Below are 25,644 nucleotides of genomic sequence, written 5' to 3' on the forward strand. Positions count from 1 at the left end.
TGCCCAGTAGTGTCCACTCCACTGGGTCATCCGCAAGGACGACCACTGTGTAGCTCCGTTCGTCTGCCGTCAGTTGGAACCCTGAGAAACCATCCGCTCCGAACTGATGTCGCGATCGGAGAGGGGTATGCTGCCGGACCGCCCATGAGACGGATCCGACGCGCCAAGTAGGGTTGCGATTATGGAATTGCTCCCACTGTTCGCGGGACTGATTTTGGCCGAGCGCTAGACGAAGGTCTGTGTTTCGAGAAAGTTTTGCGTTCATATTTGCTCCTTGCAGTGCCCTGACGACTATCCGCCGGGGCTGGACGCGGTTGTGACATAGGCTCGTCGAACTGGCACATGCGCCAAGGTGCGATGCCTCGACAACGTTAGCGCAACCGGCAGTCAGCGAGACGGAGAGCCCAAAGGAGGGGGCAAGATTATGCGCTTTATGCGGACGCCCTGCTTTGTAAGTGAAAGGCACGGCCAGCCCCCTTACTCTTGGGGAAAGCAGGACATGTGCATAATCCGCATGACGCCTCTCAGAACGGTGGGGCGTCAACGACCGAACGAGCACTCCGCACTGCGGCGCGGGCGTCGGCGGTTAGCCTCAGCCCGATAAACCCGCGTTTTCCGCCGGTGTCGTCATGTCGCTCGCCGCGATCCTTCAAGCTTGAGCTGAACTTCTTCTTAGAAATGGCGCGTTCATTGGCTGCCCGACACCAGATCATGTAACTGTCGAAGAGGTCCGCAACGGGTTCCTTGTGAGTCAAGTCACGATCGCAGCACTCGCTGATCCATCGGCCCAATAGATCTTCATCCTGCAGATATTCCTGTGTGGCGGCCTTGACCCGGGCAGGTCGCTCCAGTCCTTGTGCGCGCCACTTGCTGTACCCATCAATCATCCAGCGGAGGATGGCCGGCGCCTCGTCGCGCAGCTTTCCTTCCAGATTCCGGTCGACATTCTTTTCGGAAATGGTCACCGTAAACGGCAGCAGATGGATACGTCGCCGGATCGCCTCGTCTACCGTGGTAAAACCGGGCCGGTGATTTCCGGCAATGAACAGCTTGAACTGCGGGACATACTCGAAGAAGTCCTGGCGCATAAAGCGAGCCTTGATCGGATCGCCGCCGGTCATCTGTTTGATCCTGGCCTCTGCCCATCGCCGACCGTCCTCCGTCTCCTGCACCGTGACTAGCCTCGCTCCGCGAAGATCAGCCAATTCGGTCGGGTGCTGTGGCTGGCTGTTCGCGGTCAACGTGTCCGTCGCCGTGGATGTACCGTAGTCACCCAGGATGTATCGGACCGTATTGACGAACACAGACTTGCCATTGCGACCTGTGCCCCAGGCAAAGAACAATGCATGCTCAGACGTTTCGCCGGAGAGGAAATAGCCGCACATCCGCTGAAGATAGTCGACGTACTCCTGATCGCCGTCAGTCACTTCCGACAGAAAGCGGAGAAACCGTTCGGGCGCAATCCCTTCACCTGCGGGGCCAACGCGGGCCATCTTCGTGCAATGCGCACTGGGATCGTGCGGAAGCACTTTTCCCGTATCGAGGTCGACCATACCGTCCGGCGTGTTCAACACCCTCAGGTCTGCGTCCCAGATCTCTGCCGGCACCGCCAGGCGCCGGTCGGAGCGCGCAAGGCGCTCTACGGCAGCGCTGGTACTTGCCAAGCAGAGCCTGTAAGCGTCAGAAGGTCTCTCAACTCGTCGGGCAGCGTCGCGCGCCAGGCGGCGAACCCGGTCGTGAACGTCAAGCGTTTTATCTTTTGCCCACCGATGGCCATCCCAGACGAGCCACTGATCCCATTCCGGAACGTAGCGAATGGAGCTGCGGTGCGATTCGGCAAAAATCAGCGCGAGGTGTTCTTGGCTGAATGCCGGCGCGCCGTCGACACCGGCAACGCGAGGCGCCGGCTCGTTATTCAGGATCGCCTCTGCGAGCGCGCGCTGCGCCGCACGAAACTTGTCGTTCTGACGGCTGGCATGACCTCCGATCGCCCAGTGGGCGTTCACCAGAAAGGAGAGTGCGAGCTCCAGCGGGGCGCCGCTTCGGACACACTCTCCCGCAAAGGCAAGAGAGGCCTCGCTCTCAGTATATCCCGCCTCGTCAAGCGGAACCCTGATCGCCTGACCGTCGGCGCTAAGCCTAATGTCCTTGGGTCCTCGTACACCCAGCCGCGCCTGCATCCGGGCCAAATCTGTCGGCAGATTCGCCAAGTCAGGCACCGAATCCAAATCTCCAGGTGTCAGGTGAGACAACTCGTGCAGCAGATCACGCTGCATCGGGCTTGGGTCCGCCCCGATGACCTTATCTGCGAAGTTCGGATGGAACGGCTCGTCGGCTCGTGCCGGTGACGACACCGGGAGGACTGTTACAACCGAAAAGGCAGCGAAGTGCTCGAGCGAATAAGTGCGGTCCGAACTAGCTGAAATGATAGCCGCAGTCCGGCCGGTCTTGTGGTTGATGCAGCCCGGAAGGCGCATCATCCGATTCGCGTTTGCAACACCGTCAACCTTTACCAACGTTGGCAAGGTCGCATTGCGCAGCCACCCGATCAGGGCCTCATTTGCGGATTTCGCTTTCTGCATGTCGGCCGTGGGTTCGACCAAGTCCCAGTGCGCCTGAATGCCGCGACCGCTGTCCACAATCATCGTGGGCTGCAATGGCATGCTCGCTATTACTTCCAGCGCATGCTTGCGGGCGGTATCATGATCCTCGCCTGCAGGGTCAAGATCAACCTGAAGCCGGGTACGCAGCGCGATCTCAGCTTCCTTTGGTGGGTTTCCATTCCGGGGTGCCCACCCTTCGGGCGGCGCATTGTTGATGACGTAGATATGATCGCCTTCCAGGTTGCTCGCCTGAGCCCATGCTACGGCCTGGTCAATGTCTCTGAAGACGCGGCAGTATGTCGACCGCTGATTTGGGCCGGCGCGTTTGTCAATTCTTACCACGGCCAGAGGCAGTCGACTTGTCAGGAACGCATGCAACCTGTTGTCGTCCATGCCGTCGCCATTTTCCGGCGTCATCTCGGGCGTGATGGCTTGCTGCCCATCTACCCCTTCGGCCGCTCCAGACGGCACCTCGAGGTGCACAACCTTCGACCCGAGATTCATTGAGTGCCTTTGGCGGCACGAGCCGCGCGCAGCTTGCGCTCATGTACCCCCTCAAAAGCGTCGCGGGCGTCCAATCGCAAGGCCATCCACTGCTCGATTTCCCGTTCAAGGAAAGCAATTTTATGTGGCCCAAGGGGTACTGGCCTCGGAAACGAGCCTGCCGCGATTTTGCGATAAATGTGCGTTTTGGAGAACGAGATCCGGTCAATGACCTCGTCCATGCTGATAAAGCGATCTGCCACTTTTCACCTCCAGTAACCAGTGACTGGAGGAATGCGTGAGGAGCGCGCTCGGGGCAAAAGCGTTAACCCGGTGAGGAGAGCAAGGTTTAACGCGGCCGCATCGCTTGCGAGCATTGGTCGTGTGTGTATCCAGGGTCGATGAGCCGAGCCACCTCGTACACCAGCATAGAAGAAAGTGCAGAAGGCTTTTTCTTACTAGCCTGGGTCGGCTTTTCCTTCCGTAATGCATTTTGTTTTTTCCTTAACTTCTTTGCCAGCTTCATTCCATTGTTGGCTACCGACTCGTCTTCTTCCCATTGATCGCTCCAGGGTAGATCAGTCTCGGTTCGGACGTAGTCGAACAAAACGCCAGCTAGTGCCTTCAGACCGCTGGTCTTGACGCGAACGTCTCTGCCCTCGTCATCCTTCAACGGTGCACGAAGCGACCTGTCAGTGGTCGTAGCGATGAGGTGCTCGTTCGCTTTCAGGCCGGCGACGGCTCTCCTAAGCAAGCCCGGCAGGTCACGATTATTGTCCGGTTCCTCATATGACCTATCGAGATCGAGGTCCATCATGGCCAAGTTGACCGACGAATTCTCCACGGCACTGAGAGCCGCTTCGAGCGCTTTTCGCACCTTTCTATTTGCCGTCCTCTGGAGTGGAGCCGCAGCCTTCACCGCCAGGGCATCTCTGTGCGCCTGCTCAGCTCGCTTCATGGCTTCGAATAGGCTGCTCTCTTTGCCGACTAAGGGTGTATCTATCCTCGGGTCGCCTGTCGGATTAACGCGCCGAACGCGGCGTGCAACCTGCATCGCGTCCTGAGATGAAATGGTCGCGGTCTCTCCATCAGATGTTGCACGACATGAATTCTCCCCAACTTCAACAATTTTTTCTGTCAAGACGATCCTCCGGCCGCCAGGGGTGGACGTTCGGCCGGCCCTTCTGTCGGACGATCGATGCTGGCTGTGAATCCCAACTAATAAGCTTTCACGGACATGCAAGACCCGTGATGCTTCGGCAGTTCGCGTGTTGAAGTCCATCGACCTGCCCGCCTCCGCTCCAGCCATCACCGTTACGTCGCCGGCTTTTCCGCTCTAGGCCGCAGTCGCTAAACGCCCTTCGCTGCCGCTGCTACCGATAACACGGTCATCAGGTGTTCCGCATATGCCTGCAGCGCCCGGCGCTTCTCCTCCAGGTAATCGTGCTTGTTATAGGTCTTCTGAAGCCCCGGCTTTGCGTGGCCGAGCACCGCATCGCGAATTTCCTGGTTGAAACCCAAGTGCGCCAGCCGCGTTTCGCAGGTCACCCGGAAATCGTGGATACGGTAATGCTGGAGCACGGCATCAGGCTTGCTCAGCTGCTTCCGCAGATATTCCTGGGCCAGGTCGTCCAGTGCTCGCTTACCCTGGGAGAAGCCGGCAACTGGAACGCGACCATGCCGCGACGAGAAAACAAAGTAGTCGTTGGCGCCAGTCCAAACTGGCAGCCGCTCCAACAAAGCCCAGAGCGGTTCCGATATCGGCACGATGTGTTCGCGACGGCTCTTGAAGCGCTCCTTGCCAAGGTCCAGCCATCGATTGTCTGTATCAATCTCGGAGCGCTTGCAGAAGGCCCACTCCGCCCGGCGCTGGCCTGTAAGCATGAGTGTCTGATAGAGCGAGCCGAACGGATAACGTAGATCGTCAGCGGCCATCCAGATCGAGCGGATTTCGATGTCGGTAAGCGCGCGTCCAGCTTCCGTGTTTCGCGCCAGATCGTTTCGCTTCATGCCGCTAAGTGGGTTGTTGGCGATAAGCTCGCGGTCGGCCGCCCAGTTGAAGATCCGAGACATCTGCTTGCGGACCTCGCGCGCCGTTCCAATCCGACCGCTTGCAACTATGTTGTCGATGATTTCGTGCACGTCGGATCGCCGGATATCTGCAATCGGTGTGTCGCCCAAATGCGGCACAACGTGCAAGCGCAACACCCGCTCGACGTTCGGCCAGCTCGATATCGTCCTCGCCGCGTCCTGCCTGATGTGTCGCTCCAACACCGCCGAGAATGTATTCGCCCGACGCTCTCGAACGCTGGACGCCAGCTCGGCTCGCGGGTCGGCGCCGGCACCGGACTTCGCCAGAATCGCCCGGGCCCGCTCTCGCACCTCGCCCAGGCTGACCACCGGCCATCGACCAAGCGTAATCCGGTGTTGCTTACCTGCGAGGGGGCGACCCGTGTCGGTGACACCGCCCTCGCCCAGAACCCTGTAGATCACGGAGAAAGATTTCGCCCCTTGTTCAGAGACACGCAGGATCAAGCCGGGGCATAGATCGTCACCGATCTCCAGTCGCCCTGTTTTGGGCGGCGTCATGCGTTCAAGTACCTGGTTCGTCAGTCGCTTCTTGCTCGTCGTAGCCATTTGCTCCCCCGCGCTTTCGGGTTTAATGAGTTGATCGTCCACCGGGTTTCCGAGGGGAGCCGCAAGGCGCGGTTTTCGACGGAACTCCGTGGGACAGAGTGTTCCGCTCCCCAGGGCGCTGGACAATCATTTTCTGGCTGAATAGGTTACGGGTTGTGACGAGAAGTGTCGTAGAATCAATGGGTTGCCAAGGTTGGGGTCGAGCGTTCGAATCGCTTCACCCGCTCCAGTTTCCTCTAGGGGAATCAAGCGATGAAGAGGCGCCTTTCGGGGCGCCTTTTGCTTTTTCCAGACCGGCGATGTAAGCGCGTTGCGGGACACTTGTTCTCCCTCAGAACCAGGCGCAGGTAAGACGGCGTGGCGCACAATCCCTCGGGTTCAATTTCGGCGAAAGGCGGCACCGCATCTGAAGCGCTTGCTTGGCTGGCGTTGCGGAACGCCGCGTCCGAATGCGGCTCAGGCTCGCGCTTGATCGACCCGCAGCCCCTGCGCGCACTCCCGGCGGGACGCAAGTGGGCGCATGAGATTGCCAAGGTAATCTTCGATGGCCTCATGGCAGGAAGCCTGTCGGTGCCGGCGCAATTGGCTGCCGGATGGGCGAGGTTCGGCAGCGCAACCACCGCGTTGATCATCGAACTCGGCAAGATCTGGGACAATCCCGCAGCGGCTCGCCGCGTCCAGTACCAGCTTGAGCAAATGCTTCTCGAACCCGACGATCTTGCCACGCCGCGCAGGCTGGCGCGAACGCTCGGAATTCGCGTCGACGCTCGCAATCCGACCGCGACCGAACTGCCGGAAGGCATCGATCAGATCTATGCCCATCTGATGCTGGATGGCCGGATCGAGGCTGTCGTGCAGTTCGGTGCACTCGGGACGGTGACGAGCGATCATTGGATTGAATTGATCCTGGATGTAGTGCCTGCTGAGCGGCTTGCGGGAGGATCGCCTGCACCGCAAAAGGGCGCCGGCGCGACCACGTCAAACACGCCTGCAGCCGAGGTATCGTTTGCCATGGCGGGAAGCGAGCCCGATCAGGACAGCCACTTCGGCAAACTCGCGCAATTGGCCGCACAGGCGCATGACCTGGTTCGGTCGAGCGCTGAACCGTCAGAGCCTGTTACGCCGCGCCGCGCACGGGTCGCGGACAAGCACGACAAGGATCGCACGGCGTTCTGGAACAGCTATTTCGCGACCGAGGATCCCTGGAACTACAGCTCGCTCTATGAGCAGGAAAAATATGAGCGGCAGATCGAGATCCTGCCTGCCGGTCCCATCGGCCGGGCGCTTGAGCTGGCCTGTGCGGAGGGCCATTTCACGCGGCAGCTGGCGCCGCGCGTGGGCCATCTGACCGCAACCGACATCTCCGCCATAGCCATCGAGCGAGCCCGCGCCCGATGCAACAATCAGGCGAATGTCGAGTTCGGCGTACTCGATTTCGCTGCCGACACGCTGCCGGGTGAGATGGATCTGATCTTCTGTTCGGAGGTGCTCTACTATCTGGACGATCTCGCCGAGTTGCGGCGCATCGCCAAGAAATTTGCCGAGGCGTTGGCGCCTGGCGGTAGTTTCATCAGCGCACACGCATTCGTGCTGCGTGACAATGTCGAAAAGACGGGCTTCGACTGGAACACATTCGGTGCCCAGGCGATCTCCGAGACGCTGGCAGCGACCGAAGGCCTGGTGCTCGAGCAATCGATCCAGACCGAGCTCTACCGCATAGACCGCTTCCGCCGCCTATCGCCGGGCGATGTGGCGACGGACCCGGTGATCGATCATGTGCCGATCCGCGCGCCCATCGAAATCGGCGTCGCGCGAAATATCGTCTGGGGTGGGGCGCGAGCCTTGCGCCGCGACGTCGCACGTAACGAGCAGCGCCAGCATATCCCTGTCCTCATGTATCACGGCGTTGCCGATGAAGGTCCGGCCGCGCTCGCTCGCTTTCGGCTCACGCCCGCCGCATTCGCCAGCCAGATGGGATGGCTGCGCGCCAATGGCTTTCACGCCATTGGCTCCGAGCAGCTGGAAGCATCCATCGCCAACCGTCAGCCTTTCGTCGGCCGCCCGGTGCTCATCACTTTCGATGACGGCTTCCAGAACTTCGCCGACCATGCCTGGCCGATCTTGCGCGCCAACGACCTGAACGCGGAAGTGTTCCTGGTGACGGACCTGGTGGGCGAAAGTGCAAAGTGGGACACCGACATCGGTCCGCCGACGCCGCTTATGGGCGCCGGGACGGTGCGACGCCTCGCTGCCGAAGGCGCCTTCTTCGGCAGCCACATGGCGACGCATCGCGCCATAGATGGTCTGTCGAGCGCTGACCTGGCCGCCGAGCTCCTGCGCTCTCGTCTGTTCATCGAACGCTGGACCGGCCGGCCAACCAGGGCGTTCGCGGCCCCCTTCTCCGTCACCGACCGACGGCTTGGCCGGCTGGCTAGGGAGTGCGGCTATCGAGTAGGCTTCGGCCGCAGGCACGGGCCGGCGGACCTCCATAGCGATCTCATCGACCTTCCGCGCATCGAGATTCGCGGCGACCGCTCGCTCGATGACTTTGTCGCCACTGTCGAGGCCGTGCTCGGATAAACGGTGAACTTGTCAGCTCATTATTGGGCGACTTGCGACACGGCTGACATCAGCTCCTTCGGGTTTGGGGCGCCAAACATGTATCGCCCACCCTCCGGGACCTCCGTGAAGCTCCAGCGGACGATCCCCTGCCGGTCCAGCAGGAACTGACCAACCAGTTGTCCGTGTCCCGTGGCCATCATCTGCTCGTCGGCTTCGGTCAGTTCGTAGTGGTCCTTCTTGTCGAGGATTGCGGCGGCTGTCATCGGATCCATGGGACCGGGCAATTCGCCAGGTATGTCGACCCGCATGTCCTGTGCCGCTGCCATCGCGACCTTGTACGGCCAGTTCGTCTCGTTCTCGGTGAATTCGAGATTGGGCAGTCCAAAAGCACGATGTGAAGCGCGTTCCGGGTCCGACGCCGCAAGCAGGTTCGGCATTGGATGGTAGCGGAAATAGAGCCGCGCCCGTTCGATCGGCGTGTTGACCACCGTCAGGCTCTCCACGCCCTTTTCGCGCAGCTCCGGATCGAGACGCGCCTGAGCGGCGATGTGGCGCCGGCAAAACGCACAATGCAGACCTCGAAACAGGCCGACCAGCACCGGTTTTTGCCCGCGAAAGTCGTCAAGCGCAATCTTGCCTTCCTGGGTAATGGCGTCGAGTATCAGGTTCGGCGCCCGGTCGCCCGGTTGAAGCGGTATCAATCCACTAGGCGCGGACATGTCCAACCCCCTATCCCGGCTAGTCGAGAAAAGGCAGCACCACAAGCGCTTCCGGGTCGAGCCCGTGCTGGGCGCATATACCCTGCGCCAGGGAAAAGTAGCGTTCGGCCTCGGCCAGATTGTCGAGGTCGAGATTAAGCGTTGCGAGTCCATCATAGCACGGAAACAGCAGTTGGGGCTCGCCCGTTTCGCGGGCTACCTCCAGTGCTTCGTGGAACAAGCCGATCGCCAGTTCCGGATGGCCGTTGCACTGGTGGATCTGCCCAAGCACGATCAACGGCACTGGCAGGTGCTCGCGCTGGTCGAGCGCCCGGTCAATCTCGATGGCCTTCTCGGCAGCAGGCACGCCCTCGGTTGGACAGCGATCCGTGAAAGTACAACAAGCTACCGCCAGATTGGCGAGGAGGCGCGCCTGGAAACCCAAATCGCCAATACGGCGCGCCACTTCAAGACCGCGCCGACAGACCTCCATCGCCTTCGCCGGATCGATGGTCGTGTAGAGCACCCCGAGATTGGTGTAGCCGCGGCAGGCCGCGCCCAGCAGACCGGCGGCTTCGGCCAATTCAATGCTGCGCTCAACCTCACGCACGGCTTCATGGTTTCGCCCAAGGCGAGCCAGCGCAACAGCCTTGGTATTAAGTGCCTCGGCGGTCACGAGGGTGGCATCATCGGAGACATGTTCCGTTGTCAGAGAGCGTACGCAATCCAGCGCCGCGTCTGCCCATTTTGCCGCGAGAGTGTGATCTCCGCTGCGGAACGCCTGTCGGCCACGTTCTTGCCAGAGATGCGCCTGCTCGATCGGGGCATCCGCTCCATCGAGGAGCGCTGCCGCTTCAGCGTAGCGCGATTCCGCGTCGTCCCGCTTGCCCACGTCCCAAAACAGCCGACCGATCTTGCGCAAAACGCGCGCCGCCGCGACACGATCGGCTGACTCGCGATAGGCCTGCAGCACCGCCTCGTAGTGGCGGTGTGCAATCTCGCGGCGGCCTGCCGGGCCGCTCAAATCGGCAATGCGCTCTGCAATTGCCAGTTTGAGCGGTGTTTGCCCGATCGCGCCCAACGCAGTCAGTGCTCGCTCGTAGAAACGAAGGGCGTCATCATTGGCGTATATCATGCGAGCGCGATCTCCCGCCGCCTGCAGGTAATGCGCGCCCCTCTCCCGCTCGGCGCTCTGAGCGAAATGATGACCGAGCACGGCCAGATCCTCGAACCGTTCCGGCTTGTCGCCGCACAGTTGCTCCAGGGCGGCACCTACCCGGCGGTGGATGTCGGTCCGGCGTTGCAGGAGCAGATTCTGGTAGATCACGTCCTGCAGCAATGTTTGCGTAAAGCGGTAGCTTTGCGACGAGACCGAGCCTGATCCGGCAACTTCCTCGATGATTTCCGCATCGCAAAGCAGTTCGCAGCCCGCTTCCAGTCGGCCGGGGTCGGCTGCCACGGCTTTCAGAAGCGTGGCATCGAAGCGCGGGCCGATTACCGCGGCTTCCTGGGCCAACCGGCGCACCTCTTGCGGCAGCCGGTCGACGCGAGCAAGCAACATTGCCTGGATCGTGGCGGGGATGCCGGTTGCGACTTCGCCTGCCACGGTCCGCCATTGCTGGCCCTCGCGCACCAATACACCGCGATCGATAAGGCCGCGAACGATCTCCTCCAAGAAAAGCGGGTTGCCGCCCGCGCGCTCGAGGATCTGGTCGAGAAGCCCTCCTGCGGCGTTTACCCAGCTCTCGCCGAAAAGCGCCGCCACCAGGCGGCGTCCGTCATCGCTGTCGAGCGGCGAAAGCCTGAGCGCTGTGTGGCTGACCCGACTTGAGTCGAGTTGGTCGTTGTCCGACGCCGGACGATGCGTGACCAGCAACATCAGCCGCGTGCGTTCCAGTCTGTCCATCACGAAACGCAGTGCCTCGAGCGAGACGGAGTCGGCCCAGTGCAGGTCTTCGACGACAATCAACAGCGGCGACAACGCAAGCCGCCGTTCCATGATTGTGCGGACCGCGTAGAGAATTTGCCGCCGCAGCTGCTCGGGCTCGACATGCTGCAAGGTGGCATCGGGGTCGCCGAGGCCAAGCACATGGTAGAGCAAAGGCATCAGCCGCTTCGCCTCCTCGCCCTGCAGGCCGAGATCGGCAAGCAAGGCTGCGAGCTTGCCCCGCATTTCGTCCCCATTGTCGTTTTGCATCATCCCGGCAGCGCTGCGCACCACTGCACCCAGGGCGCCAAATGATTGTTCACCCAGCGGTGAGCACGTGGCCTGCCGCACGGCGACGTTGCGAAAACGATCCTCGTCGCCGACGCGGGCGACGAACTCCTTCACCAACCGCGACTTCCCGATACCGGCTTCGCCGACGAGGCGGACAAGCTGGGCCGAGCCGCCGCACGCCAAGTCAAGGCTCGCCAGCATTCTGTTGAGCTCCGCATCACGACCTATTATGGGCGCACTGAGGCCGAGCGCCTCGAGCCCGCGCGCTGCACGCGGCGCCGCAAGCGGTGCATCCAGTCGGTGGACGAGCACACTGCCAGCCTTGCCGCGAAAGACGACATCGCCCAGCGACTCGTACGAGAAGGCATGCCGGGTCAGCCTGTGCGTGAGTTCGCCCACCAGCACCTCACCCGGTGCAGCCAGCGATTGCAGGCGTTGCGCCGTATTCACCGTGTCGCCGGTCACCGAATAGGATTTGGCGGTGCCGATGCCCAATCCGCCAGTAACGACCGGACCCGTGTTTATGCCTATGTGGAGCAGCAGCGGCGAGCCGGAGTGGCGGGTGCTTTCACCGAGCCGCGCCGTCCGGGCGATCATGTCGAGAGCGGCTCGAAGCGCACGTTCCGGATCGTCCTCATGCGCGACCGGCGCACCGAATAAGGCGAGCAGAGCGTCGCCGATGAATTTGTCGACGAAACCACCAAAGCCTTGCACGGCCGCCGCCAATTCCTTGAACAGTTCGTTCTGCAGCGCCTGCATGACCTCGGGGTCGAGCTGCTCGCTGAGTGTCGTGAAGCCGCAGAGATCGGCGAACAGCACCGTTACCGTTCGTCGATCGGCGTCGGAGACGGAATGCGGCCCCTCTTCGCTTTCGATGTTCGGCGATGGAGCTCGAGAGGGCTGCGCAATGGTGCGGCTTGGTGTCGGAGCAGGCCGTTCGGCAGCTTTTGCGGACGCACCGACGCTTGCCCCACATTTAGGACAGAACTCGAAATCAGGTGCGCAGGCGTAGCCGCAACTGGCGCATGGCACGGGCTGGCGGCGGCCACACTTCGGACAGAAGGCGTAACCGCCCTCGATCTCGAAACCGCAGCCCGAGCAGTTCATGGACACCTCACCAGAGCATGATGCCGAAGAGTGTGAAGCGGTTTTCGGACGACATCATGCTCTATCTCTTTGACCTTGGGCCATGACGCGTGATCTCGCCACGCTCGTCACGGCCGGGGTATTCACAAGGATGAACCGATAGTCGTCAACCGGCAAGCGGCAGCGCAAATGGGCATCGGTCTGGGTTCGGCGGTGGAGCACTGCCGATACGGGCGGCTGCGTGGCCGTGATTTGCGAAAATTTCCTCGTCCCGCCGTCTTCCTGCTATGATGGAGATGAGGAGGCGACCCATGAGCGAGAACCGTAAGCTGGCCGCAATCCTGGCTGCAGATGTGGTCGGGTACAGCCGGCTCGCGAGCGCGGACGAAGATCGTACCTTGGCGCGGTTGCGGGCACTGCGCAGCGACCTGATCGATCCGATCATTGCAGTGCACCACGGGCGGGTTATCAAGCGTACCGGAGATGGGGCGCTGGTTGAGTTTCGCAGTGTGGTGGATGCCGTGCGCTGCGCCGTTGAGATTCAAAACGGTATGGTTGAGCGCAATGCCGGCGTACCGCAGGAGCGCCGCATCGAGTTCAGGATCGGCATCCATCTGGGCGACGTGGTCGAAGAGAGCGATGGCGACCTGATGGGTGACGGCGTCAACATCGCCTCGCGTCTGGAGGGCGTTGCGGCGCCCGGCGCCATCTGCCTGTCCGAGGATGCCTATCGCCAGGTCAAGGCCAGGCTTGACCTCTCGGTCAGCGATCTCGGCAGCACACAGCTCAAGAACATCGCCGAGCCGATCCGGGTGTATTCGCTGCAGGTCGGCGCCGGGGCCAAGGTGGCCGTGACCTCGCAAACCCCGACGAGCCCTCCGGCTGCGGCAGCGCCGCCGAAACTGTCGATCGCCGTGCTGCCGTTCGCCAATATGAGCGGTGATGCCGAACAGGACTACTTCGCCGACGGCATCTCCGAAGACATCATCACGGCGCTGTCCAAACTGTCACAGCTCTTCGTCATCGCTCGCAATTCGTCGTTCATCTTCAAGGGCCAGAACGTCCATGTGCAGGATGTCGGCACGAAGCTCGGCGTGCGCTATGTCCTTGAAGGCAGCGTACGCAAGTCGGGGAACAAGGTACGCATCACCGCGCAGCTCATCGATGCAATTTCAGGCGGCCATCTTTGGGCGGAGCGGTTCGATCGCGATCTGACCGACATATTCGCCGTGCAGGATGACGTGTCGCAGCACATCGTCGGTGCGCTGGCGCTCAATCTGACCGAGGATGACCGTCTGCGGCTGGCGCCCGAACACCAGCGCAACCCGGAGGCGTATGACTGTTTCCTGCGGGGCCGAGAGCTGTGGCACCGGCTGACGAAGGACACGAACGTCGCGGCCCGCGAGCTCTTGCAGCGGGCCATCGAACTGGACCCGAAATTTGCCTCTGCCCACGCTTTCCTAGCCCTCACGCACGGGCTCGATTACCTCAACAGGTGGGGTGCGTTGGACTCGATGGCGCAAGCGGAAGAGGCAGCAACGCGAGCGGTAACGCTGGATGACAGCGATCCCTGGGCGCACTGGGCGCTGGCATCGGCCAAGCTTTACACACGACGGCACGATGAAGCCATCGGCGAGGTCGAGCGCGCGATAGCCCTCAATCCGAACTTCGCCGAAGCGCACGTCGCCCGCGGCGAGGCGCTGTATTATTCGGGTAGGCCCGCGGAGGCGCTAGAGAGTTTCGCCCGGGGAAAGACCTTGAATCCATACTTCCCGGATGTGCTTCTGCACTTCCAGGCTTTGGCATCGTTTCAACTGGGAAGGTACGAAGAGGCCGTCGACCTCTTGCTGCAACGGCTGGCTCGCAACGCTGTCACCGACGTCTCGCGTGCGCTTCTGGCCGCATGCTACGGCCATCTGGGCCGTTTGGAGGAGGCCCATACGGCATGGCAGGACCTGCTTCGCGTCAATCCCGCCTATTCGCTGGAACACCGTCGCAAGGTCTTGCCTTACAAGAACCCTGCCGATTTCGAACTCATGGTCGAGGGGCTCCGCAAGGCCGGCGTGGTGCAATGACGGGCTAAAGCCCGGCCGGATCAGAGGCCTGAGGCCCGGCCGATCTTGCGCCATCGGGCGTTTTCGCGAACCGGTTTCAGGTCATCGGTCGTCTCGGCAAATGTCCGCAACCGGTATTGCCGCAGCAGGTCCGGGAACAGCGCCCCTTCCGGCAGTCCGGCAAGCTGCTCGCGGACCGAGATTTGTTCATCGATGACCCGCATGCCCCAGGCATTTTCCCGAACCTGCAGCTCGGCGGCCAGATCGCGCTCTTCTGGCGCGTTTTCATCAAGCGCAGCCAGCAGGATCGAGTGAAAAAGCGCGACATAGCCAATCTGTCTCAGGCCGCCCACAACCCGCACGCGCGGCAATATGGCAAGGGCAAGGAACATCAGGAACAAGTCCGGCAAAAGCATGCCGTCCAGCAGTGCCTGCTGGAGATGCGGCCGCTCGAACGGGATGGAAAGACCATGCGGCCTGTCAGGCTCGATCAGCCGCCCGTTCTCGAGGACGAGCTTGCGCACGCGCTGCTCGCGGATGCCCCAGAAATAGGCCGTGGCATTGGGCAGGAACCTGCCAAATGGGCCCGATGCGGCTTCTTGCAAGGCATGGTCGAGACGCCGGCGCCTTGCGGGCTCGAGGAGCAGCCTGGAAAGAAGACTGCCTTCATCTTCCAGATGCCGCGCCACGACAGTCGCGGCCAGCCTATCATCGATGAAAACCGGCCGGGCCATGCCGGAACGATCCCAATCGGCGACCAGATGCTCGTTGAGTTCTGTCAGCGCATCGGCGGCTGTTGCAAACACCTTGGCCTGGCTGGCAAGCAGCGTGCCCAGCCAGCTTCTGGCATCCGTCTCATTGCCCACCGTTTCGAGCGCGCGCCCGTTGAGGGTGACGGGACCGGCCGCGCAGGCGCTTTTGCGGCACAGTTTGTGGCGCCCCATGCCAAACAAATTGACCTTGTCGTCGCCGACATCGAGCCATCCCGGCCCCTCCCGGCCGGTTGTCTCCATGGTCATGGTCGTTCCCATGAAGCCGAAAAAAGCCGACAGCCCGTTTTCGACCGCGCCGAGCCAGGCAAGCAGCAGGGCATCGAAGGTGATGCGATCCATCAGAAGCAGGCAGTGCAGGCCGGACTGGATAACCGGTCTGTGGTCGAATTCGTCGAGGGCCTTGCCGATCGCTTCAGGCTGCATGATCGCACCGAGGCGCTGCTGCAGGACGTCGCGCAGGATCGAGCGGGCAGCGATCGACGGGGCCGATCCAGGCCTTGCCACCGGCCGCCACAGATGGCGGGCGTAATCGGAAACCGGTGCATTCCAGTTCTGCTCGATGTCACGCACGACCTCCGGGCAGAGCAGCGACAGCACGGCCAAAATGTCCACCGGAGGGGCAAGGGCAGGGACGGCGGTCATCAGAACCGCAGCCGGGCCATGCTCAGGAGGTCGTGGTACTGCCCGTCGGTAAAACCGGCCTTCACATGCCGTCCCTCGACCTCGAAGCCGTGGCTTGTGTAGAGACGGACGGCCGGTTCGTTGTCGGCATAGACAGTCAACTCGACCCGCTTCAGGGCGCGCCAGTTGTCGGCCACGTCAAGCAGCGCGCCTAGGATGGCAGAGCCGATGCCTCTGCCGACAAAACCATCGTCAAGGCCGATATTGACCTCGCCGATATGCGAGCGGCGCGGCGAACCCTGCGCGACCAGGCTGCCGTGGCCGACAACCTTGCCGTCCAACTCGGCAACGATCCAGGTGGTTTCCGGGCCGGACTTGGCGATGCGCCGCTCCACCTGCTCCACCATCTCGAACGGCATCCTGAGCGTGCCCCAGCGGAAGCCCGGCATATTGAAGATAGCGCAAAGCGCCTCGGCATCGCTTGGCCGGACGGCCCGGAGCTGCGGCTGGATTTTCTCTAGGGGTGGCGTGCTGGTCATGGCTTTTCCGGCTACAGCAATTCCAGGAAAAGTGTGAGCGGTTTTCCGTCCGGAATTGCGTCAGAACAAAGGACAGAGGCAATATGCCCGGCACGATGCACCGGACGTCACCTGAAAATCCAGCCGTCTCTGCGACCTATGCCGATTGCGCGGCAAAATGCCGGCGGGCGGCGCAGAGTTTGAGGATACCGCTGATGCCGATCCAGCCGAAAAGGGCGAGCCAGCACAATGTCCCGGCCGCCGTCCAGTCGATCCGGTGCACGGCGGCGTCGGTGATGACGAGGCCAAGGACGGCAAGCAGGCCAACCAGAAACTGCGCCAGGCCGAGCACCAGCAATTCCTCACGCGGTGCACTTCTCCAGACGAGATAGGTGCCGCCGGCGCCGGCGAGGAAGATGGCGCTGTAGACCTGGGCGTGAAAAGCATCGATCGGCCATGGCCAGAAGCCACCGAATGTCAGGGGAAACAGCAACAGGCCGACGCCGTAGAGCCCCAGGACTGCCATTTCCGCCGGTAGGTAGGCGCGCCATGCGGAGTTCAAGATCACGCCTTTTGCAGAAGGGCGAGCCCTTGCCAGCCACAGGAACAGCCCGGATACCGCGGCTGACGCAAGATAGACCAGAAACCAGAGCCAGGGGGCTTTGCGCTCGAAGTTGAAATAGCCAAGGTTGATGAACGAAGCCGCCGACACGATGACGGTGAAGATGAAGGCCATGACCAGCACGAGCCTGCCGGGCGACCAGCGATTCCAGACCAGCAGCGCCGCCATCACTGCCATTTCGGCGGTGTAGAAGCCGCCGAGGAAGCGGGCATTGAACGGCGTGACGGCCCAGGGCCAGCGCGGCTTGACCAGCGCGGGCGCGAAAAACAGGCCGGCCCCGACGATCAGGACGATGATGACCCCCGCCGAGAAAAGGCGCAGGGCCGCCGGAAACGGCGGGTTGTCGCGTGTCGGCATGGAGAAAACCCCAGAGATGAATGCCCCATGGGCTATCATAGTTTGGAATTCAACAAATGGAAATTGACCTGTCACCAGGCTTGTCCATTCGAATGGCCGTACGGTCCATTTCGCAGTATGATGGAGCGTTCGGGTCGAAGATCGGTCCGGCCAACACGCCTAGAGCCGGATGATTTCAGGTCTGTCCGACCTGAAATCTGAATCCGCCTCTAAATCAGGAAATAGAGCATGATGTCGTCCGAAAACCGCTTCACACTTTTCGGCATCATGCCCTAACGGCGCAATTTCCGGAGCCTGCACGATGACCGAAGCTCAGGATCTGTTCTCGCTTCTGCGGCAATCGACCGATGTCGATCCGCAGGCAATCGACGCAATCCGGCAAACCATCGCCGAGGGCAAGGACCGCGAACTTTGCCGCATCAATGCGCTGGCCTTCGCCAGCAAGCATGGCCTCGACGAGGAACGCACCATAAGCGCCTTTCTCCATGCGGCGCGGGTGGGCATCTTCGACATTTCCTGGAATGTTCTGTGCCCCGGCTGTGGCGGCGTGCTCGACACCAACGCCACGCTGAAAACCATGCAGAAGGACGAATACACCTGCGCGCTGTGCTCCCAGGGCTATTCGCCGACACTCGACGAGATGGTCGAGGTGACATTCACCGTCAGTCCCCGTGTGCGCAGGATTGCCGCCCACAATCCACACGAACTGCCGTTGGTGGAATATTACCGCCAGATCTACTGGGCGTCCGGGGCCGATCTGCCGGACGAGGATCTGGCGGAAAAGATGGAAGCGTTCTCGCTGGAAGATATCGAGCTTGCGCCCGGTGAAAAGGCGGTTCTGCACATCCAGCTTCCGCCCCAATTTATCATCGTCTTCGAGCCGGTCACGCATTCGGCCCAGTTCATCGACGCGAAGGGCGAACCGGCAAAAGAGCGGCGAAACCTCTCTCTGGCCTTCGACCGCGACCATGTCCAGAGCCAGACGCTGGAGATGCAGCCCGGCCCATTGCGCATTTCGCTGGAAAACAGGACCGACACGCGCGTGCTGCCGACGGTCTTCATCGCCTGCCCGGTATTGCATGATTTCCTGGGCAAGCGCCGGCCCTTCGTGACCGCCAAGCGCCTGCTCACCAACCAGACGTTCCGGGATCTCTATCGCACGGATACGCTCGACATCAACCAGCGCCTGAAGATCACCAGCCTGACCTTCCTGTTCACCGATCTGCGCGGATCGACCGAGCTTTACGAGCGGGTGGGCGATCTTTCAGCCTTCGATCTCGTGCGCGAGCATTTCCAGGTTCTGCACGAGATCGTCGCGGCGGAGGCAGGCGCGGTTGTGAAGACGATCGGCGATGCGGTGATGGCGACCTTCGCGACGCCTGACCGTGCGATTGCCGCGGCGCTGCGGATGCGCGACGCCATGCGGGCGCTCAATGACAAAAGCGGGCGCGAGGACCTTCTGCTCAAGATCGGTGTTCATGCCGGCCCCTGCATAGCCGTGTCCATGAACGAGCGGCAGGATTATTTCGGCCAGACGGTCAACATTGCTTCGCGGGTCCAGAACCTCGCCAACGCACAGGCGATCTTCGCCACGCGTGCGGTGGTCGACGATAATCTCACCGCCGATCTGTTGCACAGGAACGCGCTGACGCCCGTGCCGCACGAGGTCTCGCTGCGCGGCATCGAGCGGGAGATTGCGGTTTATACGATCCCCTGAAGAGTTCTCTACCGCTCACACGCGCTTGCAGAGGAAATAACGGTCGGCGGGCTCCGAAGTGGGCGCCGGGAGGTGTTGCAGCAGCGGGTGATCGAGCGGCGTGCCACTGACCGCGAAGCCGCCGACGCGAAGCAGGCTCGCAATCAGATCGGGAAGCCAGGTAGCGGTCACTGCATCGCGATCGTCATAGCCGGTGCCAATGTCGGCATGAACAAGGGCGGCTTCGATGCCAATGAACTTGCGGCCCGTCTCGCGTATTTCGCCGAGCACGAGGTTTTCAGCTTCGGGAATTGAGCTAGTGTGCGCGCCAACTTCGCGGTCGAACACCACGATCCGGCGCCCGGGCAGAAGCTCGCGCAGATGGTGGAATGTCCGGCCATTGCCGAGGCCGAGCTCAAGCACAAGCCCCTCCATCTTCGCCACCTCGGGGCAGATTCGATTGAGAATGTCGCGCTGCGCGGTCATCCTGCTGATGAAATTATCGAGGCGACTCATATGCGATTGTGTGTCCTGAACCAGCAGCCCCGATCGAGGCTTGCTGCATATAAAGGCGAACGACGAACCCTGCAATAACGCAACCGGCCGCCGACAAGCGTCATACCGGGTGGAGTGTTCGGCAGGCCTCGCGGTGGAACAGCGATATCACTTGTAGGGGTCTGCGGCGTCCCGCAAGCCGTCGCCGAGGAAGTTGAACGCCATGATAACGAGGATGACCGGCAGCATCGGCAAAAGCAGCCATGGATAGAACGCGATCACGCTGACGCTGCGCGCCTCGGTGAGCAGGATGCCCCAGCTGGTTATCGGCGCCCTCAGGCCGAGCCCGAGGAAGCTCAGCGCCGTTTCGCCCAGGATCATGCCAGGGATGGAGAGCGTCGCCGTCGCGATCAGATGCGACATGAAGCCGGGAATGAGATGCCGCCTGATGATGCGGCTGCTTCCGGCGCCCATCAATTGCGCCGCCAGAACGTAATCCTCCTCGCGCAAGGCCAGAAGCTTTGAACGCACGGCGCGCGCCAGTCCGGTCCAGTCGAGCAGCCCGAGGATGACGGTGATGCCGAAATAGATCAGGATCGGACTCCACGTTATCGGCATGATCGCCGCCAGGGCCAGCCATAGCGGAATGCTGGGAATCGATTGCAGGACTTCGATTATCCGTTGGACGATCAAGTCGAAGATACCGCCGTGATAGCCGGCCAGTCCGCCGATGACGATGCCGAGCAGGAAGCTGAAACTGATGCCGACGAGGCCGATAGTCAGTGAAATGCGTGCGCCATAGATCATGCGCGAGAGCACGTCGCGCCCCAGCCTGTCGGTGCCGGCCAGAAACAGCTGCCCGTTTTCGGCAGGACAGACAAAATGCCTGTCACCTTCGATCAGGCCCCAGAACCGATAAGTGTCGCCCTGGCAGAAGAAACGGAGCCGCTGAACGTCGTCGTGGTTCTCGATGTAGTTCCGCTTGAGCGTGTCCATATCCAGCGTCATCTGGCGGCCATAGACGAACGGCCCGACGAACTCGCCATTGTGGAACAGGTGCACGTGCTGCGGCGGCGCATAGATGTAGTCCATGTTGCGCGAGTGCAGATTGTAGGGCGCCAGGAACTCGCAGATCAGTATCCCGGAATACAGCACTGCCAGGAATATGCCGGATATAAGCGCAAGCCGGTGTTTGCGGAATTTCCACCACATCAGCCGCAACTGCGATGCCTGAAAGACCTTCGATTGCTCCGGCGTCATCGCCTCGACCGACTGCAGGTCGAAGGGCGCGCCGGAAATGTAGTGTTGCAGTGGAGCACCCGGAGCGGGCAGCGGCGAGTCCTGCTTCATTTGGTGCTGCCACCCTGCAAACGAATTCGTGGATCAAGCAGCGCCAGCGCCAGGTCGGAAATCAGCACGCCGATGACCGTAAGGAAGGCGAGGAACATCAGGAATGACCCAGCCAGATACATATCCTGGCTTTGCAGCGCCTTGATCAGCATCGGCCCGGTCGTTTCCAATGACAGAACGATAGCCGTGATTTCGGCGCCGGAAATGATGGCAGGCAGGATCGAGCCGATGTCGGAAATGAAGAAATTGAGCGCCATGCGCAGCGGATATTTGACCAGCGCCTTGAACGGATGCAGGCCCTTGGCGCGCGCCGTAACGACATATTGCTTGTGCAGTTCGTCGAGCAGATTGGCGCGCAGCCGCCGGATCATGCTCGCCGTGCCGCCGGTGCCGATGATCAGGACCGGGATCCAGAGATGGGCGAGGATCGACTTCGCCTTGGCCCAGCTCATCGGCTCGCCGAGATATTGCTGGTCCATGAGGTGGCCGATGGACGTGCCGAACCAGATGTTGGCGAAATACATCAGGATCAGCGCCAGCATGAAATTCGGAATGGCAAGGCCGAGAAGGCCGAAGAAAGTCAGGCCGTAGTCGCCCCAGCTGTATTGATGCGTGGCGGAGTACATGCCTATCGGAAAGGCGATGAGCCAGGTGAAGATGATCGTGACGAAGGAAACCAGCACGGTCAGCCACATTCGGTCGCCGACGACGTCGCGAACCGGCAGCTCATATTCGAAGGAATAGCCGAAATCGCCGTGCAGCATCCCGCCCACCCAGTAGAAGTAGCGAATGACCGGCGGCTGGTCGAAACCATATTCCTTGCGCATCATCTGGATGCGGTCGGAATCTACCGCTTCGCCCTGGGCCCGAAGCTCGGCGACATAGCTGTCGAAATAGTCGCCCGGTGGAAGTTCGATGATGGTGAACACCAGCGCCGATATGACCAGCAGCGTTGGAACCATCACGGCGATGCGCCAGACAAGATATCGAAGCACGCTCAGGAGCCTCCAAGCCAGAATGTGTCCGGCATGTAGACACCGAAATAGGAGGTCGGGTCGTAGCCGTAGAGTGCTTTGTCAGGCAGGTTGCGCAGCCGCGAGGATACCAGAATCGGCTGAAGTGTTTCGTTCACCGTACCGATAGAGAACACCTGATCGGTGTAGATCGACAGCATCGAGTTCCAGATTTCGGCGCGCTCGCTGGATTGGGTCGATCCGTTCCAGCGCTTGAGCAAAGCCATCAACTCGACCACTTCAGGAACATCGGGCGCCTCACCCATCTTGCCATGCGACAGATAGTAAGCGCCCCAGAGCGGCCATTGCAGCTGGTCGTCGATGGTGGGGGCCAGCTGGTATGGATTCATGTCGGCGGTCGGCACGCCATTGTCGATGCCCGACGACATCGACATCAGGATCTGGCCGCCAAGCGCACGGCTGCGGAAGATGTCGCGCTGCGAAGTCCGGATGAACAAAGCGATGCCGATCTTGCGCCAGTGATCGGTGATGAGTTCGAGCGCATCGGTTTCCAGCGTGCTTTCGCCGGCCGTTTCCACGATGATCTGCGCCGGGCGTCCATCGGGAAGTAGCCGCAGGCCGTCATCGTCACGGGCCTGAAGCCCGACCTCGTCAAGCAGTGCATTGGCCTGGTCGGGATCGTGGGCGACCCAGGCTTTCGCGAATTCCGGCCGGTAGAGCGGGCTCTCCGGCAAGACCGTATCGGCGCTTTCCTGCGCCAATCCGTAGAAGACGGCCATGTTGATCTCGCGCCGGTCCACAGCGAGCGAAAGGGCGCGGCGCACGCGCACGTCACGCAAAAGGCCACGCCACACCGGGTCGGCACAATTCAGATTGGGCATGAGCGCCAGCCGCGAACCCTGTGTGCGTTTCCACAGATGCATCTTCACCGGGTAGCGCTTCTCCGCGTCCTTCAGGAAGGAGTAATCGCTGAAGTCGATTCCCATGCATTGCAGGTCGCTCTCGCCCGCACCGGTCTTGGCGGAGATGATCGCCGACGAGCTGACATTCATGATGATCCGGTCGACATAGGGCAGTTGCCGGCCGTTCTCATCTGTTCGATGAAAGAACGGGTTGCGCTCGAAGATGAACTGCTCGGCCGGCGGCTTGGTCCGGTTCTGCCAGGGGTCGAGTGTCGGCAGATCCGGGTTCTCCGGGCGATACTGCCGCGACATGCGGATGTGCAGCAGCGTCCATTTTGCGGTCCGGTTCTCCTTCATCAGGCCGGCGAGCCGGAATGGATCCTGATATTTCTTGTGGAACTGCTTGAGATAGGCGGCTGGCAAAACAAGCGGTGTCGGCGAAGCAGCGGCAAGTTTGGGCAGGAAGTCGGGATTGGGCGCGTCCCAACTGTAGCGGACCGTCAACGGATCGACGATCTCGAAACGTGGCGGCTTGCCGTCCGCCAGCAGGGCAGGGGCGAGCCCCCCTTGCGAAAGCTCATCGTTCAGCCAGACATCTTCCCAGCAATAACGAAAATCCTCCGGCGTCAGCAGGCTGCCGTCTGACCATTTATGGCCTTCACGAATCTTGAACGTGAAGACGCGATCATCCTTTACGTCGAAACTTTCGAGAATGTCGGCCTGAAAGTTAAGCTTTTCGTCATAGCCGACCAGCCGGGAATACCCGTAGATCGTCATCATTCGGATATCTTTCTGGCTACCGATGATCGTACGCAGCGTGCCGCCATACTGGCCGGGCTGCCGGCCCATCGCCGCGAGGTTCAACGCGCGCGGGCTTTTGGGCAGGCGCTCCGCGAGTGGCGGCAGAGCCCTGGCTTTCAGCTGCGGCTGAAGAAAATCCGGCTCCAGATCGCCGGCGCGCGCCGTGCCCGGCAGAAATGCCGAAGCCATGAGACCAAGGACAGTGCGGCGGCTGATCAATGGCGTAACTCGCTGACATCGGCCGAACGTCGGGCCAGCACGAGATGGCCGCCGCCGAGATCGAGCGGCGACAGCATATCCTCTTCGCCCTCGTCGCGGAATTGCGGGCCCCATGCGCTGGTGTCGGAAGCGCCGCCGAGCTTCAGCGTCTTGAAATCCATCGGCCGGTCGAGATCGGGGAAGGGGACTGCGGCGAGCAGCGAGCGCGTGTAGGGGTGGATCGGTTTCCTGAGCAGAATTTCGCGCGGTGCAAGCTCGACGATACGCCCGCCGCACATCACCGCGATGCGGTCCGCCATGTAGTCCACCACCGCCAGATTGTGGGATATGAACAGGTAGGTCAGGCCCAGTTCCTTCTGCAGGTCCTTCAGAAGGTTCAGGATCTGCGCCTGCACGGAGACATCGAGCGCCGAAACCGGCTCGTCGCAGATCAGCAGTTCAGGCCCCAGCGCCAAGGCGCGCGCAATGCCGATACGCTGACGCTGCCCGCCGGAGAAGCTGTGGGGATAGCGCTGGATGAAGCGCGGATCGAGCCCGATTGCCTGCATCAGGCTCTTGACCGTGGCTAGCCGGGACGCGGCATTGCCACGTTGATGGATTTCCAGCGGCTCGCTCAAGATGTTTTCCACGGTCATGCGAGGCGAAAGCGACGAGACCGGATCCTGGAAAACCATCTGGAGTTTCGCCCGCAGCAAGCGCAGGGCGTCTCCCTCGGCTTCCAGGACGTCGATCGGTCCGTCGCGGCCGTTGAAGATCACGGAGCCGCCGGTAGGGGTGACGGCCCGCATCAGGATCTTGCTGACGGTGGTTTTGCCGCAACCGCTTTCGCCAACCAGGCCCAGGCACTCACCTCGCCTGATGTCGAAGCTGACGCCGTCCACGGCGCGAACAGAGGTCTGATGGCTCCCGCTGAACCATCCGGAGTTGCGGATGGTGTAGACCTTTTTCAGATCCCTGACCGACAGCAGAATGTCGTCCGGCCCCTTCGCTTCCGGCGCCGTCTGCTTGCCCAGCAGGGTCCCGACATTCACCGGCACCTCGCGGAGCGCCTTCAGTCTTTCGCCAGGCTTCAGGTCGAAATGCGGAACGGCTGCCATGAGGCCCTTCAGGTAAGGGTGGCCTGGCCGGCGGAATATTGCCTCCACAGGGCCTGCTTCCATGATCTCGCCATGGTACATGACGACCACCTCGTCGGCGACATTGGCGACCACGCCGAGGTCGTGCGTGATCAGCAGCATTGCCATGTTGAGCTTGGTCTGGAGCCCACGAAGCAATTGCAGGATTTGCGCCTGGATGGTGACGTCCAACGCCGTCGTCGGCTCATCGGCGATCAACAGAGCGGGCCGGCAGATAAGCGCCATGGCGATCATAGCGCGTTGCCGCAATCCTCCCGAAAGTTCAAATGGATACATGTCGTAGGCGCGCTTGGGATTGGGAAACCCGACGAGGCCGAGCATTTCCTCGGTCCGTGCCTTGCGCTCCGTCCGATCCATGTGCGTATGAATCTGCAGGGATTCGCTGACCTGGTTGCCGATCGTGTGCAGCGGCGACAGCGATGTCATCGGCTCCTGAAAGATCTTGCCGATGCGGCTGCCTCTCAACGCCCGGATTTCGGGTCCGTCTCGCGGCATCTGCAGGATATCCTGCGTCGTGCCGGGCTTTTTGGGATCGGAAAACAGGATACGGCCGCGAACATGGGCCGTGTTCGGCAAGATGCCCATCACGGCCTGGCTGAGAACCGATTTTCCGGAACCGGACTCACCGACAAGTGCGGTGACCTTGCCGGGCAGGACGCGAAGATTTGCCCGCCTGACGGCATGCAACGGTCCCCCGACAATGGCAAAAGAGATGCCAACATCCTCGATCCGCAGCAGATCAACGCCTGCATCCATTCCCACACCAGCCCCAATCTGGCGCCTCCCGACCGGCCCCAAAAAGCAAGACTAGCGCATTGTCAGCGCAGAGCAACTTGGAT

17 protein-coding genes are annotated in these 25,644 nt (G+C 61.5%); 3 read left to right on the forward strand and 14 right to left on the reverse strand.

Annotated features, from left to right (window positions below; genetic code table 11):
* Positions 1–524: 524 nt before the first annotated feature.
* The 4 genes from NLY44_RS22130 to NLY44_RS22145 all read right to left on the reverse strand — a co-directional run bounded on the left by NLY44_RS22130 (position 525) and on the right by NLY44_RS22145 (position 5,765).
* Positions 525–3,107, reverse strand: a complete 2,583-nt coding sequence (locus NLY44_RS22130; RefSeq protein WP_023805888.1) for a phage/plasmid primase, P4 family — start codon at positions 3,105–3,107, stop codon at positions 525–527.
* A complete protein-coding gene (locus tag NLY44_RS22135; RefSeq protein ID WP_023805887.1) occupies positions 3,104–3,349 on the reverse strand; it encodes a helix-turn-helix transcriptional regulator in 246 nt (81 codons plus the stop codon). Before NLY44_RS22135 ends, NLY44_RS22130 begins: the two co-directional genes overlap by 4 nt.
* An 86-nt stretch (positions 3,350–3,435) precedes the next feature.
* A complete protein-coding gene (locus NLY44_RS22140; RefSeq protein ID WP_156941027.1) occupies positions 3,436–4,227 on the reverse strand; it encodes a hypothetical protein in 792 nt (263 codons plus the stop codon).
* Positions 4,228–4,436: 209 nt separating this feature from the next.
* Positions 4,437–5,765 (reverse strand): site-specific integrase, encoded by a 1,329-nt coding sequence (locus NLY44_RS22145; RefSeq protein ID WP_023805885.1) that lies wholly within the window; start codon positions 5,763–5,765, stop codon positions 4,437–4,439.
* Between the two features lie 315 nt (positions 5,766–6,080).
* On the opposite strand from NLY44_RS22145, the gene NLY44_RS22150 reads away from it, so the two are divergent.
* The gene (locus tag NLY44_RS22150) at positions 6,081–8,303 is read left to right on the forward strand and encodes an SAM-dependent methyltransferase (RefSeq protein ID WP_023805884.1); all 2,223 of its coding nucleotides are present in this window, start codon (positions 6,081–6,083) and stop codon (positions 8,301–8,303) included.
* A gap of 20 nt (positions 8,304–8,323) precedes the next feature.
* Here NLY44_RS22150 and NLY44_RS22155 read toward each other — a convergent pair whose 3' ends face one another.
* The gene (locus NLY44_RS22155; protein ID WP_023672127.1) at positions 8,324–9,004 is read right to left on the reverse strand and encodes a redoxin domain-containing protein; all 681 of its coding nucleotides are present in this window, start codon (positions 9,002–9,004) and stop codon (positions 8,324–8,326) included.
* 19 nt (positions 9,005–9,023) lie between these two features.
* Positions 9,024–12,308 (reverse strand): adenylate/guanylate cyclase domain-containing protein, encoded by a 3,285-nt coding sequence (locus tag NLY44_RS22160; protein ID WP_023805883.1) that lies wholly within the window; start codon positions 12,306–12,308, stop codon positions 9,024–9,026.
* 290 nt (positions 12,309–12,598) lie between these two features.
* On the opposite strand from NLY44_RS22160, the gene NLY44_RS22165 reads away from it, so the two are divergent.
* Positions 12,599–14,362 carry an adenylate/guanylate cyclase domain-containing protein gene (locus NLY44_RS22165; protein ID WP_023805882.1) on the forward strand — a complete coding sequence of 588 codons (1,764 nt, stop codon included), beginning with the start codon at positions 12,599–12,601 and terminating at the stop codon, positions 14,360–14,362.
* A gap of 20 nt (positions 14,363–14,382) precedes the next feature.
* On the opposite strand, the gene NLY44_RS22170 is transcribed toward NLY44_RS22165, so the two are convergent.
* The 3 genes from NLY44_RS22170 to NLY44_RS22180 all read right to left on the reverse strand — a co-directional run bounded on the left by NLY44_RS22170 (position 14,383) and on the right by NLY44_RS22180 (position 17,232).
* Positions 14,383–15,756: a hypothetical protein gene (locus NLY44_RS22170; protein WP_031356107.1), complete on the reverse strand. Its 1,374-nt coding sequence runs from the start codon at positions 15,754–15,756 to the stop codon at positions 14,383–14,385.
* On the reverse strand, positions 15,756–16,274 hold the full coding sequence (locus NLY44_RS22175) for a GNAT family N-acetyltransferase (protein WP_023805880.1): 519 nt from the start codon (positions 16,272–16,274) through the stop codon (positions 15,756–15,758). The genes NLY44_RS22170 and NLY44_RS22175 overlap by 1 nt, the downstream gene beginning before the upstream one ends.
* 136 nt (positions 16,275–16,410) lie before the next feature.
* Positions 16,411–17,232: a hypothetical protein gene (locus tag NLY44_RS22180; protein WP_023805879.1), complete on the reverse strand. Its 822-nt coding sequence runs from the start codon at positions 17,230–17,232 to the stop codon at positions 16,411–16,413.
* Positions 17,233–17,533: 301 nt separating this feature from the next.
* Between NLY44_RS22180 and NLY44_RS22185 the strand changes: the two genes are divergently transcribed.
* On the forward strand, positions 17,534–18,949 hold the full coding sequence (locus NLY44_RS22185; RefSeq protein WP_023685078.1) for an adenylate/guanylate cyclase domain-containing protein: 1,416 nt from the start codon (positions 17,534–17,536) through the stop codon (positions 18,947–18,949).
* Between the two features lie 15 nt (positions 18,950–18,964).
* Here the strand turns inward: NLY44_RS22185 and NLY44_RS22190 are convergent, their stop codons facing one another.
* The 5 genes from NLY44_RS22190 to NLY44_RS22210 all read right to left on the reverse strand — a co-directional run bounded on the left by NLY44_RS22190 (position 18,965) and on the right by NLY44_RS22210 (position 25,561).
* Complete coding sequence (locus NLY44_RS22190) at positions 18,965–19,444, reverse strand: class I SAM-dependent methyltransferase (RefSeq protein ID WP_023672134.1); 480 nt, start codon at positions 19,442–19,444, stop codon at positions 18,965–18,967.
* Positions 19,445–19,591: 147 nt separating this feature from the next.
* Positions 19,592–20,773 carry an ABC transporter permease gene (locus tag NLY44_RS22195; RefSeq protein ID WP_023702557.1) on the reverse strand — a complete coding sequence of 394 codons (1,182 nt, stop codon included), beginning with the start codon at positions 20,771–20,773 and terminating at the stop codon, positions 19,592–19,594.
* Positions 20,770–21,768 (reverse strand): ABC transporter permease, encoded by a 999-nt coding sequence (locus NLY44_RS22200; RefSeq protein WP_023672136.1) that lies wholly within the window; start codon positions 21,766–21,768, stop codon positions 20,770–20,772. Before NLY44_RS22200 ends, NLY44_RS22195 begins: the two co-directional genes overlap by 4 nt.
* A 2-nt stretch (positions 21,769–21,770) precedes the next feature.
* Positions 21,771–23,669 carry an ABC transporter substrate-binding protein gene (locus tag NLY44_RS22205; RefSeq protein ID WP_023692891.1) on the reverse strand — a complete coding sequence of 633 codons (1,899 nt, stop codon included), beginning with the start codon at positions 23,667–23,669 and terminating at the stop codon, positions 21,771–21,773.
* On the reverse strand, positions 23,666–25,561 hold the full coding sequence (locus NLY44_RS22210; protein WP_023672138.1) for an ABC transporter ATP-binding protein: 1,896 nt from the start codon (positions 25,559–25,561) through the stop codon (positions 23,666–23,668). Before NLY44_RS22210 ends, NLY44_RS22205 begins: the two co-directional genes overlap by 4 nt.
* Between the last annotated feature and the right edge of the window lie 83 nt (positions 25,562–25,644).

Source organism: Mesorhizobium sp. C089B, assembly GCF_030323125.1.
Taxonomy (GTDB): domain Bacteria; phylum Pseudomonadota; class Alphaproteobacteria; order Rhizobiales; family Rhizobiaceae; genus Mesorhizobium.

Excerpts from the sequence above, each read along its gene's own strand:
- NLY44_RS22130 (WP_023805888.1), bottom strand. The coding sequence starts at position 3,107 with ATGAATCTCGGGTCGAAGGTTGTGCACCTCGAGGTGCCGTCTGGAGCG.
- NLY44_RS22155 (WP_023672127.1), bottom strand. The coding sequence starts at position 9,004 with ATGTCCGCGCCTAGTGGATTGATACCGCTTCAACCGGGCGACCGGGCG.
- NLY44_RS22160 (WP_023805883.1), bottom strand. The coding sequence starts at position 12,308 with ATGAACTGCTCGGGCTGCGGTTTCGAGATCGAGGGCGGTTACGCCTTC.
- NLY44_RS22165 (WP_023805882.1), top strand. The coding sequence starts at position 12,599 with ATGAGCGAGAACCGTAAGCTGGCCGCAATCCTGGCTGCAGATGTGGTC.
- NLY44_RS22170 (WP_031356107.1), bottom strand. The coding sequence starts at position 15,756 with ATGACCGCCGTCCCTGCCCTTGCCCCTCCGGTGGACATTTTGGCCGTG.
- NLY44_RS22175 (WP_023805880.1), bottom strand. The coding sequence starts at position 16,274 with ATGACCAGCACGCCACCCCTAGAGAAAATCCAGCCGCAGCTCCGGGCC.
- NLY44_RS22180 (WP_023805879.1), bottom strand. The coding sequence starts at position 17,232 with ATGCCGACACGCGACAACCCGCCGTTTCCGGCGGCCCTGCGCCTTTTC.
- NLY44_RS22185 (WP_023685078.1), top strand. The coding sequence starts at position 17,534 with ATGACCGAAGCTCAGGATCTGTTCTCGCTTCTGCGGCAATCGACCGAT.
- NLY44_RS22190 (WP_023672134.1), bottom strand. The coding sequence starts at position 19,444 with ATGAGTCGCCTCGATAATTTCATCAGCAGGATGACCGCGCAGCGCGAC.
- NLY44_RS22195 (WP_023702557.1), bottom strand. The coding sequence starts at position 20,773 with ATGAAGCAGGACTCGCCGCTGCCCGCTCCGGGTGCTCCACTGCAACAC.
- NLY44_RS22210 (WP_023672138.1), bottom strand. The coding sequence starts at position 25,561 with ATGGATGCAGGCGTTGATCTGCTGCGGATCGAGGATGTTGGCATCTCT.